The sequence below is a fragment of the Streptomyces sp. NRRL WC-3626 genome (genome assembly GCF_000718785.1).
GTDB classification, from domain to species: Bacteria; Actinomycetota; Actinomycetes; order Streptomycetales; family Streptomycetaceae; genus Streptomyces; species Streptomyces edwardsiae.
Window position 1 is genome coordinate 86,086 of sequence record NZ_JOCA01000018.1, and the last position, 13,652, is coordinate 99,737.

General features: G+C 71.9%; 13 protein-coding genes. 7 read left to right on the plus strand and 6 right to left on the minus strand.

What is annotated here, in order from left to right:
• Nucleotides 1-11 precede the first annotated feature (11 nt).
• From IF28_RS0124975 to IF28_RS0124990, 4 genes are all read right to left on the minus strand, one after another.
• A complete protein-coding gene (locus IF28_RS0124975; protein WP_030224427.1) occupies nt 12-1,064 on the minus strand; it encodes an aminotransferase class V-fold PLP-dependent enzyme in 1,053 nt (350 codons plus the stop codon).
• 96 nt (nt 1,065-1,160) lie between these two features.
• Nucleotides 1,161-1,871: a DsbA family oxidoreductase gene (locus IF28_RS0124980; RefSeq protein ID WP_030224431.1), complete on the minus strand. Its 711-nt coding sequence runs from the start codon at nt 1,869-1,871 to the stop codon at nt 1,161-1,163.
• A gap of 82 nt (nt 1,872-1,953) precedes the next feature.
• Nucleotides 1,954-2,562: a DUF1349 domain-containing protein gene (locus tag IF28_RS0124985; protein WP_030224435.1), complete on the minus strand. Its 609-nt coding sequence runs from the start codon at nt 2,560-2,562 to the stop codon at nt 1,954-1,956.
• Nucleotides 2,563-2,612: 50 nt separating this feature from the next.
• On the minus strand, nt 2,613-3,209 hold the full coding sequence (locus IF28_RS0124990; protein ID WP_030224437.1) for a hypothetical protein: 597 nt from the start codon (nt 3,207-3,209) through the stop codon (nt 2,613-2,615).
• Nucleotides 3,210-3,431: 222 nt separating this feature from the next.
• On the opposite strand from IF28_RS0124990, the gene IF28_RS0124995 reads away from it, so the two are divergent.
• Nucleotides 3,432-5,144: a sensor histidine kinase gene (locus tag IF28_RS0124995; protein ID WP_030224439.1), complete on the plus strand. Its 1,713-nt coding sequence runs from the start codon at nt 3,432-3,434 to the stop codon at nt 5,142-5,144.
• A gap of 92 nt (nt 5,145-5,236) precedes the next feature.
• Nucleotides 5,237-5,899 carry a response regulator transcription factor gene (locus IF28_RS0125000; protein WP_030224441.1) on the plus strand — a complete coding sequence of 221 codons (663 nt, stop codon included), beginning with the start codon at nt 5,237-5,239 and terminating at the stop codon, nt 5,897-5,899.
• Nucleotides 5,900-5,902: 3 nt separating this feature from the next.
• On the opposite strand, the gene IF28_RS0125005 is transcribed toward IF28_RS0125000, so the two are convergent.
• On the minus strand, nt 5,903-7,432 hold the full coding sequence (locus IF28_RS0125005; protein ID WP_078621406.1) for an aldehyde dehydrogenase (NADP(+)): 1,530 nt from the start codon (nt 7,430-7,432) through the stop codon (nt 5,903-5,905).
• Nucleotides 7,433-7,574: 142 nt separating this feature from the next.
• Here IF28_RS0125005 and IF28_RS0125010 point away from each other — a divergent pair, with 142 nt between their 5' ends.
• The 3 genes from IF28_RS0125010 (at nt 7,575) to IF28_RS0125020 (ending at nt 10,374) form a co-directional block, all read left to right on the plus strand.
• On the plus strand, nt 7,575-8,348 hold the full coding sequence (locus IF28_RS0125010; protein ID WP_030224445.1) for an IclR family transcriptional regulator: 774 nt from the start codon (nt 7,575-7,577) through the stop codon (nt 8,346-8,348).
• A gap of 3 nt (nt 8,349-8,351) precedes the next feature.
• Complete coding sequence (locus tag IF28_RS0125015; protein ID WP_030224448.1) at nt 8,352-8,825, plus strand: GNAT family N-acetyltransferase; 474 nt, start codon at nt 8,352-8,354, stop codon at nt 8,823-8,825.
• A gap of 94 nt (nt 8,826-8,919) precedes the next feature.
• Complete coding sequence (locus IF28_RS0125020; RefSeq protein ID WP_030224450.1) at nt 8,920-10,374, plus strand: peptidoglycan D,D-transpeptidase FtsI family protein; 1,455 nt, start codon at nt 8,920-8,922, stop codon at nt 10,372-10,374.
• 81 nt (nt 10,375-10,455) lie between these two features.
• Here the strand turns inward: IF28_RS0125020 and IF28_RS0125025 are convergent, their stop codons facing one another.
• Complete coding sequence (locus IF28_RS0125025; RefSeq protein ID WP_030224452.1) at nt 10,456-11,907, minus strand: NCS2 family permease; 1,452 nt, start codon at nt 11,905-11,907, stop codon at nt 10,456-10,458.
• 266 nt (nt 11,908-12,173) lie between these two features.
• On the opposite strand from IF28_RS0125025, the gene IF28_RS0125030 reads away from it, so the two are divergent.
• Together IF28_RS0125030 and IF28_RS0125035 are read left to right on the plus strand one after the other, a co-directional pair.
• Entirely contained in the window at nt 12,174-12,779 is a 606-nt protein-coding gene (locus IF28_RS0125030) for a SigE family RNA polymerase sigma factor (protein ID WP_030224455.1), read from the plus strand.
• Complete coding sequence (locus IF28_RS0125035; RefSeq protein WP_030224459.1) at nt 12,776-13,624, plus strand: hypothetical protein; 849 nt, start codon at nt 12,776-12,778, stop codon at nt 13,622-13,624. Before IF28_RS0125030 ends, IF28_RS0125035 begins: the two co-directional genes overlap by 4 nt.
• Nucleotides 13,625-13,652 lie beyond the last annotated feature (28 nt).

Here is a 13,652-nt window from a genome sequence, read left to right on the forward strand (position 1 = left end):
GCCGCCGTGTGTCAGCGGGACAGCACGTCCAGCAGGCGGTCCACGTCGGCGGCCGTGTTGTAGACGTGGAAGGAAGCCCGCAGATTGCCCGCACGGGCGGACACCGAGACACCCGCCCGCGCCAACTCCTCCTGGAGTCCGCCGAGTCCGGGCACGGACACGATCGGGGAGCCGGGTGCGGGCAGCGGGGCGCGGCCCAGGGTCGCGAGCCCGGCGCGGAAGCGGTCGGCGAGGGCCAGGTCGTGGGCGCGGACCGCTTCCACGCCGAGTTCCTCGACGAGTTCGAGGGACGCCCGCAGCGCCGCGTACTCGAACAGGGCCGGACTGGAGTCGAACCGCCGCGCCGAGTGGGCGAGTTCGGCGAGGGGGCCGTAGCAGCTGTCCCAGGGGTGCTCCCCCGCCACCCAGCTCGCCTGCACCGGCGTCAGGTCCCCGAAGTCCTCCGGTACGACGAGGAAGGCCACGCCGTGCGCGCCGAGGAGCCACTTGTAGGTGATGGTGACGCTGTAGTCGTAGGCGTCGGCGTCGACCGGGAGCCACCCGGCCGCCTGGGAGACGTCGACGTAGGTCCGCGCACCGTGGCTGCGGGCCGCCTCCCGCAGGGCGGCGAGGTCGGCGATCCGGCCGTCGGCGGACTGCGCGGCGCTGACCGCGACCAGCGCGGTGCCGGGCCGGACGGAGTCGGCGAGCCGCTCCAGCGGCACGGCCCGCACCTTGAGGTCGCCGCGGGCGTGGAAGGCGTTCAGCACGGAGGTGAAGTCGCCCTCGACGGTGAGGACTTCGGCGCCCGGCGGCAGCGAGGCGGCGACCAGCGAGGTGTGCAGGGCGACCGTGGCCCCGGCCGCCACCCGCTCAACCGGGACGCCGGCCAGCCGGGCGTACGCGGCACGGCAGGCCTCGACGTCGGCGTGCAGCGGGTCCAGCGAACGGCCCTCCGCGCGCAGCCGTACCGCGTCGTGGAGCGCGGTCACGGTACGGGCGGGCAGGAGGGCGTTGCTCGCGGTGTTCAGATAGGTGTTCTTCGGGGTGAACTCGGCACGGACGAGATTCTCGAAGGTCTCCATGCGACCACTCTGCGGCCCCGGGACCTCCCCGTCCATTGCCGAATTCTGCGCGATACCGAAAAGGGACCCTTATGGGTACGCGCTGACCTGCGCGTTCTACTTCTGCGGCACCGCGCATCCGTCCGGGCCGCAGGCCTCCGCGTCGCCGTCGACCATCCGCAGCGGCGGGCGCTCGCCCCAGGCCTGGGTCAGCGCCTGGGTGAACACCTCGGCGGGCTGGGCGCCGGAGACGCCGTACTTGCGGTCCAGGACGAAGAACGGCACACCGTTCGCGCCGAGCTCGGCGGCCTCCCGCTCGTCGGCGCGGACCTCGTCGGCGTACGCCTTCGGGTCGGCCAGCACCTCGCGCACGGCGGCGGCGTCCAGACCTGCGGCGACGGCGAGCTCGGTGAGCCGGTCGTCGTCGTCGAAGACGGACCGCTCCTCGGCGAAGTTCGCCCGGTACAGCAGGTCGAGCAGCTCCACCTGACGGCCCTGCTCGCGGGCGAAGTGCAGCAGCCGGTGCATGTCGAAGGTGCTGCCGTGGTCGCGGCCCCGGGTGCGGTAGGGCAGGCCTTCGCCGGCGGCCTGGGTGCCCAGGTTGTCCTCGCCGGCCTCGGCCTGCGCCTCGCTCATGCCGTACTTCTTGGTGAGCATCGAGATCACTGGCTGGATGTCGCCCTTGGCGCGGCCCGGGTCCAACTCGAAGGAGCGGTGCACCACCTCGACCTGTTCACGGTGCGGGAACGCGGCCAGCGCCTTCTCGAAGCGGGCTTTGCCGACATAGCACCAGGGGCAAGCGATATCGGACCAGATTTCGACGCGCATCGTGATCGGCACTCCAGGTCGTGCGGGTACGGAGACTCCCTCCGGCGACTACGTGAACGTTCAACGAGCCGCGCGCATTCCCTCAGCTGCCGTCGCGCAGATCACTCGGCCAGTGGGGCCGGTACTCGATGTGGTCGTACGTCACGACACAGCCCTCCCCCATCGGCGACTGGGCCATGAAGCCGACCAGGGCGGCGCCGGTCTCCTTCTCCTCACCGAGGGTGAAGAGCCGTACGAAGGTCCAGCGCTCGCCGTCGCGGGAGGCGTGGAAGGCGAAGGCACGTCCGGTGCGGCTCACCCGGAGCCATACGGAACTGCCGTCGACGGTGAAGGAGTTGGCGTCGTCGGAGTGCCCTCGGGTGACCACGGTGCAGACGGTGGGCACGTCCGGCGAGTACTCCAGGCAGAGCTTGGCCCAGGCCCGCTCGCCCACATGGACGTAGAGCACCCCGGCGTCGAAGGCCCCGGCGAACCCGACGGTGACCCTCGCCATCAGCTGGAAGTCCCCTTCGGGAGCCCCCAGCAGCCGGGGAGCGTCGGCGGCGGGCTCCAGCCCCTCCCCGGTGGGCGGCACGAAACGGTCCTGCCGGGCCCCGGCCCACCCGGTGAGGACGCCGTCCTCGTGGGACCAGTGGCCGTCGGGGCCGTAGGTGCGCAGGGAGAAGGGCAGTTCGGGGATGTTCAGGTCCATGCCGGGATTCTTCCAGGCGGGGCCCGGCGCCGAGGGCCCGGGGGTCCCGGTCAGCGGCCTTGGAACGTGTCCAGGGCCACGGCCTGTGCGATGACGAGGCGCGGGTCGAGACCGGACGCGGCCATGTCGACCACATAGCTGTCGCGCAGCCCGAACTTCTTGTCGACCTTCATGACCGGCTTGCCGTCCGTCTCGAAATCGAAGTGGTACGGCCACACGAACGGCACCAGGTCCAACGGCAGGAAGTCCCAGACGCGGCGGAGCACGGCCACGAACCGGTTGCGCTCCCGCCCGACGGCCACGGGTGAGCCCGGCTGGTCCAGCACCCACGTCGAGCGCAGCAGGGAGGCGAAGAACCTCTCCTCGAACGCGCCGATGGGGTTGCCTTCCGCGTCCCGCACGTCGTAGCCGTCGCCGACCGCGAGGAGGCTGCGTCCCTTGACGGTGAAGGAGACCCGCGTCCTGGACTCGTCGGTGTAGAAGGTCATCTCCTCCTCGAGCGAGAGGCGCTTCAGCTCGGCGAAGGCGAGGACCCCGCCGTCGGAACCGTCGGGCAGCAACTCGCTCACGGTGTACCGGTCGGTCGTGAGGGCGGTCTTCTGCCGAATGGTGAAACGTCCGTTCGTCCACTGCCCCGCACCGTCCACTGTTCCGCTCCCCGAGCCGTTGGTCCCCGCGCCGTCGCTTGTGTGCGTGTCCGGCGGAACCATCGTCACCGCGTGCCCCGGCCCGGAGCAGTCTCCGTAAGTCGCCACCCGCAACGACCAAAGATGACAGGGCCCTTGGCGGCGGGGAGTCGACTTTCGTCGTCCGGGACCGCGCCGAAGGGGGGATGCGGGCGTCCGGGGGCTGCCCTCTATCGTCTGCGCGTGGACGTACCAGAGACACCCCGCACCGGCCTGCCGCTCCGTTCCCGGCTCATCGCCGCCTCCCCCTGGCCCCGCAAGCGGATCGCCGGGGAGGTCGTGCTCACCCTGGTGCTCTCCGGGATCGCGGGTCTCCTCTACACGACGGAGACCGGGGCCGGGGCGAAGGGCGGTGCCCTGGCCCTGGCCGTCGCCGTGCTGTCCCTGGCCCGTCGCGCCCTGCCGGCGACGGTGCTGATGGTCTCGTCGGCCCTGGCCGGGGCGGTCGTCGGCACGTTCCCGCTGCTGATCTACGCGAGCTGGTCGGCGGGCAGCCGCATCAGGCGTCCGGCGCACGCGCTGGCCGCGTACGCCGCCGGGCTCGCGCTCTACTTCGCCGTCACCGCGGCCGACGACGAGCTCGGGATGTCGCTGCTGGTGACGGCCGTGCTGAGCGGGAGCCCGTTCCTGGTGCTGGCGGTCGTGCCGGGGCTCGCCTCACGGTACCGCGCCCAGCGTCACGCCCTGCTCGACGCCCTGCGGCGGCACAACGCCCAACTGGTGCGCGAACAGGCGATGGTGGCGCATCAGGCCCGGCTGCTGGAACGGCAGCGCATCGCCCAGGACATGCACGACAGCCTCGGCCACCAGCTCGCCCTGATCGCCGTGCACACCGGGGCGCTGGAGGTGGACCCGGACCTGGGCGACCGCCAGCGGGAAGGGGTGGGCATCCTCCGGGAGGCATCCAGGTCGGCGATGCGGGAGCTGCGCGAGGCGGTGGGCATCCTGCGGGACGGCGTGGCAGCGCCCGTGCCGGGCCCCGAGGAAGACGCCGAGCCTTCGACGGCCCGTGTGGCGGCCTCCGTCGACAAGCTGGTCGCGTCGTCGCGGGCCGCGGGCGTGACGGTGGAGCTGCACCGCTCCGGCACCGAACGGCCCCTCGCGCCCGCCGCCGACCATGCGGTGTACCGCATCGTCCAGGAGGGCCTGACCAACGCGCACAAGCACGCGCCGGGCGCCCCGATCACCGTGGCGCTGCGCTACGAACCGGACAGCCTGGTGGTCGAGGTGGCCAACGGACCGGTACCGGCCGGGGCACCGGCCGGGCCGCCCGCGATCAGCGGCGGTCAGGGTCTGACGGGCCTGCAGGAGCGGGCCCGGCTGGTCGGCGGGATGGTGCACACCGGCCCCGCCCCCGGCGGTGGATTCCGCCTCGCCGGTGTGCTGCCCTACGGCGACGGCGAGCGGCGGGCCCGTCCGGACGGTGCGACTTCCGTCGCCGCGGGCGACGACTTCCGGGGGCAGATCGGCGGGGGCTCCGCGGGCGACGGTGGTGGCGTCATCGAACGCGCTGATCCGCAGAAGGAGTTCGCCGCCATCATGAGCAGCAAGAAGAACGTCACCCTCGGGTGCGCCCTCACCGCCGTGGTCCTCGTCGCAGGTGTCGGGGCCCTCCTGGTGTGGGGGGTGTCGAAACTGATGGACGAGGTGGAGAAGGGCGTCATCCCGGCGAGTGTGTACGAGTCGGCCCGGGTCGGCGACGCCGAGGCGGACATCCGGAAGAAGTTCCCGGAAGGTGATTCGCTGCTCACCGACGGCGTGGAGAAGGACGGTCCGCCGCTGCCCGAGGACGCCACCTGCGAGCACTTCGTGGACGACGAGGAGGACATCGTCTACCGGTTCTGCTTCCGCGACGGCAAGCTGTCCTCCAAGGAGTCCTACAAGCACGAGATATGACCCACGGTTCATGGCCGCACTCGCGACCGGATCGGGCATGATGGGCGGGCTTCGCCATCCGCTTGTCACACCGACACCGTGCAGGAGGCCGCGTGATCCGGGTCCTCGTCGCCGACGACGAGCCGCTCATCAGGGCCGGCATCAGGATGATCCTCACCTCGGCCGACGACATCGATGTCGTCGCCGAGGCGCGGGACGGCCGGGAGGCGGTGGAGACCGCCCGCGGCACCCCGGTCGACGTGGCCCTGCTGGACATCCAGATGCCCGTGATGGACGGGCTGACCGCGCTGGCCGAGATGGGCCGCGCAACGCCGCGGGTACGCGTGCTGATCCTGACGACGTTCGGGGAACGCGACAACGTCCTGCGGGCGCTCGGCCACGGCGGCGCGGGCTTCCTGCTGAAGGACTCCGCGCCGCAGGAGTTGATCCAGGCGGTCCGCGCGGCGGCGGCCGGCAACGCCTATCTGTCCCCGGCCGCCACCCGGCACGTGGTGGACACCCTCGCCTCCCCCGCCGCCACCGTGCGCGGCGAGGAGGCGCGTCGCCGCGTGGCCGGGCTGACGGCACGCGAACGCGAGGTGCTGTCCCTGCTCGGCGAGGGCCTGTCCAACGCTGACGCCGGCGCCCGCCTGCACATGAGCGAGGCCACGGTGAAGACGTACGTCAGCCGCATCCTGACCAAGCTCGACTGCGACAACAGGGTGCAGGCGGCGCTCCTGGCCCGCGACGCGGGCCTGGAGCCGAGCGCGGGGTGAGCCTCAGCGCTCCAGCCGGCCGTTGAACCTCCGGGGCAGCCCCAGCGGGTTGTCGTCCTGCAGCTCCGCGGGCAGCAGAGCCTCGGGCACAGCCTGATAGGCAACCGGCCGCATCCACCGCTCGATGGCCGTCCCGCCCACCGACGTGGACGTCGAAGTGGTCGCCGGGTAGGGCCCCCCGTGATGCTGGGCCGCCGCGACGGCGACCCCGGTGGGCCACCCGTTCACCAGCACACGCCCCGCCAACGGTGTGAGGTCCCGCACCAGTTCCGCCCCGCGCCCCTCCCCCGCGGCCTCGCCGTCGGACAGCTGGACCGTCGCCGTGAGGTTCCCCGGCAGCCGCGACAGCACGTCCCGGACCTCAGCCTCGTCCGCGTAGCGGGCCACGACGGTGACCGGCCCGAAGCACTCCTCCAGCAGCAGGTCGTGCTCCCCCGCCTGTGCCAGCCTGCTCGCCGGCACGGTGAGGAACCCCGCGCTGACGGTGTGCTCGCCGCCCGCGCCCGGCGTCACCGGGGACTCCACGTCGGGCAGCCCGGCGCGCTCGGCGACCCCGGCGACGAAGTTGTCGCGCATGCGATGGTCGAGCAGTACGCCCGCGTCGGTGTTGCTGACGGCGTCCGTGAGGGACTTGACGAGCGTGTCACCGGCCGCGCCGGCCGGGGCGAGGACCAGGCCGGGCTTGACGCAGAACTGGCCGACGCCCAGCGTCATCGAACCGGCGAGTCCGGCGCCGATCGCCTCGCCGCGCTCGGCGGCGGCGGCCTCGGTGACGACGACCGGGTTCAGCGAGCCCAGTTCGCCGTGGAAGGGGATCGGGACCGGCCGGGCGGCGGCCGCGTCGAAGAGGGCGCGGCCGCCGCGGATGGATCCGGTGAAGCCGGCCGCGGCGACCTGCGGGTGCTTGATCAGCTCGATGCCGGCCTCGAAGCCGTGCACCAGGCCGAGCACGCCCTCGGGGAGGTCGTGGCGGGCTGCGGCCCGGCGCAGCACCTTGGCGACCAGCTCGGACAGTCCGGGGTGGTCGGGGTGGGCCTTGACGACGACCGGGCAGCCGGCCGCGAGCGCGCTCGCCGTGTCGCCGCCGGCCACGGAGAAGGCGAAGGGGAAGTTGGACGCCGAGTAGACGGCGACGACGCCCAGCGGCAGCTTGTAGCGGCGCAGGTCCGGGATGGGCGGGGTCGCGGTGTCGTCGGGGTGGTTGACGACGACGTCGAGGAAGGCGCCTTCGTCGACGATGCCGGCGAAGGCGCGCAGCTGGTAGCAGGTGCGGGCGAGCTCGCCGGTGAGCCGGACGGGGCCGAGCGCGGTCTCGGCGTCGGCGGCCTCGACGAGCTGGTCCCTGGCGGCCTCGAGCTCGTCGGCGGCCGTGCGCAGGAAGGCCGCGCGGACGGTGCGGTCGGTCAGCGCGCCGCGCGCGTCGTGCGCGGCGCGGACGGCGGCGTCGACCTCCTGGGCTGTGGCCTCCACCGCAACCTGTTCACGCTGCTTCCCGGTTCGGGGGTCGACACTCCAGACTGGTGCTGCTGCCACCGCGGGTACCTCCACTTGATTGCCGCATGCAATGCCGCAGTATGTACGTCATCCAACAGGGGTGTTCGATATACTGAACGCTGTCTCTGTTGATGAATGCACTTCGGAGACTATTTCCAGGCGAACGAAGGGGTCAAGGGCGATGTCGGCTGGCGAGACGGGCGGCGGGGCGCAGGTCAAGTCCGCGGTGCGGACCGTTGAACTGCTCGAATACTTCGCCGGGCGCCCCGGCATGCACTCCCTGGCCGCGGTGCAGGAGGCCGTCGGCTACCCGAAGTCGAGCCTCTACATGCTGCTGCGCACGCTGGTGGACCTCGGCTGGGTGGAGACGGACGCCACGGGCACGCGGTACGGCATCGGCGTACGGGCGCTGCTGGTGGGCACGTCGTACATCGACGGCGACGAGGTCGTCGCGGCGGCCCGTCCCACGCTGGACCGGCTCTCGGACGACACCACGGAGACGATCCACCTCGCCCGGCTCGACGGCACCAACGTGGTCTATCTCGCCACCCGCCAGTCGCAGCACTACCTGCGGCCGTTCACCCGCGTCGGCCGCCGGCTGCCCGCGCACTCGACGTCCCTCGGCAAGGCGCTGCTCAGCACGTACCCGGACGAGCAGGTGCGCAAGATGCTCCCGGAGACGCTGCCCGCGCTGACCGAGCACACCATCACGGACCGGGAGAAGCTCATCGAGGAGCTGCACCTGGTGCGGGAGCAGGGCTTCGCGGTGGACCGCGAGGAGAACACGCTGGGGCTGCGCTGCTTCGGTGTGGCGATCCCCTACCGCACCCCCGCGCGGGACGCGATCAGCTGCTCGGTGCCGGTGGCGCGGCTGACGCCCGCGCACGAGCAGATGGTCAAGGACGCCCTGTTCGACGCACGTGACCGGCTGACCCTCGCCACCCGGAGGCTCTGACCCGTGGACATCGCCCTGCGCCCGGTGCACGACAGCGATCTGCCGGTGTTCTACCGGCAGTTGAACGACCCGGAGTCGCTGCACATGGCGGCCTTCACCCCCGAGGACCCGGCCGACCGGGACCGCTTCGACGCCCACTGGGCGAAGATCCGCAGCACGCCGGAGATCGTCGTCCGCACGGTCCTGGTCGACGGCGACGTGCTGGGCCATGTGTCGGTGTACGGGGAACCGGGCGAGCGCGAGGTGACGTACTGGGTGGACCGCGCCTACTGGGGCAAGGGCATCGCCACGGCCGCGCTGCGCGGTCTGCTGGCGGAGGTCCCCGAGCGGCCGGTGCACGCGCGGGTGGCCGCAGACAACGTGGCGTCGCGGCGGGTGCTGGAGCGGTGCGGTTTCGAGGTCTCCGGACACGATGCGGGCTACGCGCCCGCACGGGGCGAGAAGATCGGCGAACTCGTCCTCACGCTGGACCACTGACCCCGGCGGCGGCGCGCCCGGCCGATGAACATCCGATGAGAAACCGGGGCGGACGGGAACGGTCCGACGCCTCCCGTTCGTCTGTCCGGACGTAATGAACAAGACGATCAGGCGTGCCTCGGTCTTCACCCTGCTCCTGGTGTTCGCCCTGCTGGTCAGGGCGACCTGGGTGCAGTTCTACGACGGCCGGGCACTCGCGGACGACAGTGACAACCGGCGCAACGCGATCGAGACGTACGCGGAGCCGCTCGGGAACATCATCGTGGCCGGCGAGTCGGTCACCGGCTCGGCACGGACCCGGGGAGGCGACCTCGCGTACAAGCGCACGTACGAGAACGGCCCGCTGTACGCGGCGGTGACGGGCTACGCCTCGCAGGCCTACGCGCCGACGCAGTTGGAGGGCATCTACGAGGACCTGCTCAATGGCACGGACTCCCGGCTGAAGACGGTGATGGACACCGTCACCGACCGGCGTGCGAAGCCGGGCGACGTGGTGACGACCGTGGACCCGGCGGTGCAGAAGGCGGCGTACGAGGCGCTCGGCGACAAGAAGGGCGCGGCCGTCGCGATCGACCCGGAGACGGGGAGGATCCTCGCGGCGGTGTCGACCCCGTCGTACGACCCGTCGTCGCTGACCGACGCCAACACCGCGGGCGGGGCGTGGAAGAAGCTGACCGCGGATCCGGACAAGCCGCTCACCAACCGGGCGCTGCGCCAGCCGCTGCCGCCGGGCTCGACGTTCAAGCTGGTCGTCGCGGCGGCCGCGCTGGAGGACGGGCTGTACACATCGGTGGACGAGAGGACCGACAGCCCGGACCCGTACACCCTGCCGGGCACGGTGAAGGAGCTCACCAACGAGAATCCGAGCGCGCCCTGTGAGAACGCGTCGATCCGGGTCGCGCTCCAGTACTCCTGCAACAACGTCTTCGCGAAGACGGCCGTCGCCCTGGGCCAGGACAAGGTGCGGGCGATGGCGGAGAAGTTCGGCTTCAACGACGAGACGCAGGACGTGCCGGTGCGCGCCTACCCCAGCGTGTACCCGTCGGACATGGAGCCGTCACAGACCGCGCTCACCGGGATCGGCCAGTTCGACGTGACCGCGACACCGCTGCAGATGGCGATGGTGTCGGCGGCCCTGGCGAACGGCGGGGAGCTGGTGTCGCCCCATATGGTCAGCCGGGTCACCGACAGCGGCGGCGATGTGCTGAAGGACTACGACGACGAGAGCACGACGGAGCGGATCGTCAGCGCCTCGACCGCCGGGCAGCTCCGGTCGGCGATGGAGACGGTCGTCGAGGAGGGCACGGGGTCGAACGCGCGGATCCCCGGCGCCACCGTGGGCGGCAAGACGGGTACCGCGCAGCACGGCGAGAACAACAGCAGGACGCCGTACGCCTGGTTCACCTCGTACGCCGAGTCGGACTCCGGCCAGAAGGTCGCCGTGGCGGTCCTGGTGGAGCAGTCCGACGCGGCCCGCTCGGAGGTCAGCGGCAACGGTCTGGCGGCCCCGGTCGCCAGGGCCGCGATGGAAGCGGCGCTGAAGGAATGAACCCCGCGGGCCGCGTGACCGTCTTCACGGACGGGCCGCCCCCCTCCCCCCGGGGGCGGCCCGTCCGCCGTGCGCACGCGGCTACTTGACGCCGAGCAGCTGCTCGATCGGGTCGATCGCGAAGTACACCAGGAACAGCGCCGACGCGCCCCACAGCAGCCCGTGGACCTCCTTCGCCCGGCCGAGGACCGTCTTGATGACGACGTAGGCGAGGAAGCCGGCGCCGATGCCGTTGGTGATGGAGTACGTGAACGGCATCACGGCGATGGTCAGGAACGCCGGGATGGCGATCTCGTAGCGGTCCCACTCGATGTGCTTGACCTGGGTCATCATCAGGAAGCCGACCGCGACGAGGGCGGGCGCGGCCGCCTGCAGCGGGACGATGGTGAGCAGCGGGGTCAGGAAGAGGGCCAGGCCGAAGAGGCCGCCGGTGACCAGGTTGGCGAAGCCGGTACGGGCGCCCTCGCCGACACCGGCCGCCGACTCGATGTACGAGGTCGCCGAGGACGCGGAGGAGGCGCCGCCCGCGACGGCCGCGGCGCTGTCGATGAACAGCACCCGGCCGAGGTTCGGCACCTTGCCCTGTTCGTCGAGCAGGCCGGCCTCGGCGCTGACGCCGACGACGGTGCCCATGGTGTCGAAGAAGTCGGACAGCAGCAGGGTGAACACCAGCAGGATCACGGTGACCGCGCTCACCTGCCCGAAGGCGCCGAACAGGCTGAAGCTGCCGAGGAGTCCGAAGTCGGGGGTGTCGACGATCCGGTCGGGCCACTCGGGTGTGGTCAGTCCCCAGCCGGGGACGTCGGCGACGGCGTTGACGACGAGCGCCACCAGGGTCATGGCGACGATGCTGATGAGGATGGCGCCGCGCACCTTGCGGGCGAGCAGCGCCACGGTGAGCAGCAGGCCGAGGCAGAACACCAGCATCGGCCAGCCGGAGAGGGTACCGGTGCCGCCGAGCTGGACGGGCACGGTGGTGCCGGCCACGTCCGGGACGCGGGTGACGAATCCGGCGTCGACGAAGCCGATGAACGCGATGAACAGGCCGATGCCGACGCTGATCGCCTGTTTGAGCGGCCGCGGGATGGCGTGCATGACGGCCTCGCGCAGCCCGGTCAGCACCAGCACGCACAGGAGCAGGCCCTCGAGGACGATCAGTCCCATGGCGTCGTCCCAGCTCATCAGCGGGGCGATCTGGAAGGCGACGACGGCGTTCAGGCCGAGTCCGGCGGCGAGCGCGAGCGGCAGATTCCCGGCGACACCCATGATGACCGTCATCACGGCGGCCACCAGGGCTGTGACGGTGGTGAGCTGGACGGCGTCGAGCTGCTCGCCGAACTTGTCCTTCGCGCTGCCGAGGACGAGGGGATTCAGGACAAGGATGTACGCCATGGTGAAGAACGTGGCGAAGCCGCCGCGTATCTCCCGGCCGAGGGTCGATCCCCGCTCGGATATCCGGAAGAACCGGTCGAGGCTGTTCGCCGCGGGTGGCCCGGCGTCCCGTCGGCCGGCCGTCTTCTGCGCCTCGGACATACGACTGCTCCTCGATACCGGTGAGTTGATCTGGCGGATGCTGGCTGGATTGTGCCCGCGCCGAACCTCGTTCAGGTGTGGTTCGTGTTACGGATTCACATGCCGACCGGCCAGACGCTGTTCGACCCTCCGCACGACCCTGTGAATGATCACTGCTACGCTCCGGAACTCGCGCCGGTCGACTCCGGACATTCACATGTCATCTACATGACACACACCGTCACCGGTGCCCGACGGGCGCCCGACGCTGCGAGGGGAGGTCGCCCGTGGGCACCGTCGTCGACGACGCCGCCTCCGTGGAATTCCACGCGTTCTTCGAACGCCACTACGCCGAACTGTCCCGGCTGGCCCATCTGCTGACGGGTGAGCCGGACACCGCCGACGATCTGGCGGCGGACGCGCTGCTCGCACTGTGGCACCGCTGGGACCGGGTGCGCGCGGCGGACCATCCGGCCGCGTACGCCCGGGGTGTGGTGGCCAATCTGGCCCGTACCCGGATCCGCAGCGCGGTACGGGAGCGGCGGCGGATCGCGCTGTTCTGGTCGCCGCGCGAAGAACGGGCCGAGAACCCGGACGTGCCGGGCGTGGTGGATGTGCGGGAGGCGCTGCGCCGGCTGCCGTTCCGCAAGCGGGCGTGTGTGGTGCTGCGGCACGCCTTCGATCTGTCGGAGAAGGACACCGCGCTGGCCCTGGGGATCTCGGTGGGTACGGTGAAGAGCCAGACCTCGAAGGGGATGACCGAACTGCAGCGGCTGCTGGGCACACGGGAGGTACCGCACCGGGTGCACGCGGCGGTGGCGGCGGCCACCCGCGAGGAGAGGGCCGACGGCGGGCGAGAACGTCCCGGCGGGGCCACGGGAGGAAACCGGTGACGACGCGGCGGGACGTGGACGAGGAGCTGCGCGCCCGGCTGCACGAGGCGGCCGGGGCGCACGAGCCCGACCGGGAGCGCATGCTGGCCCGGGTGGAACGCGGCATGGCCGGACCGGCCCGCCCGGAGCACCGGGCCGCGCGTGTGCCGCTGTTCGGCTGGGTCCGGGTGGCGGGCGCCACGGCCGCGGTGGCCGGGGTGCTGGCGGTGGGCGGGTACGCGGTCGCGTCCGCGGTGAGGAGCGAGGAGCCCTCGCCGCAGCGGCAGGTGGCGGTCTCGCCGACGTCCACGCCGTCCCCGGAGGCGACGAGCCGGGCACCCGTGCCGCCGCCGGCGCCGTCCGCGCCGCCGGACACCCCGGACGCGCCCCGGAACTCCGTCACCCCGCCGTCGGGGACGCCGAGTCCGCCCCACCGGCCCACCCGGCCGCCGGCCGGGGTCGAGGACGGGCCGCTGTGGTCGGACGGCTCGGTGGACCCGCACAGCAACGAGTTCTGGGCGCAGAGCAACGTCACCGTGAGGACGAGCGCCCGTCTGACCGCGCTCACCGTGCGGCTGCGGATCGCGCAGACCGGCGGGGTGACCTCCACGGGCGCCTGGCGCTCGCTGCCCGAGGGCGACTTCGACCTCACGGTGGACGAGCGGGACGGCTTCCTCGTCTACACCTGGACCCTGGAGGAGGGCCGCGCGGTCGAGCCCGGCGAGTGGGTCTTCGCCGGTCAGTACGACCACGAACGCGGCGGCCGGGACGCCGGGAACGACACCTACGGGGCGACGGCGGCCAGCGGCTCCGGGGACTTCTCGGTCGGCGGCGACTTCGCGGCGCGGGGCGACGGGGACTCGTAGGAAAAAGATCGTCGGGTACGGCAACCCT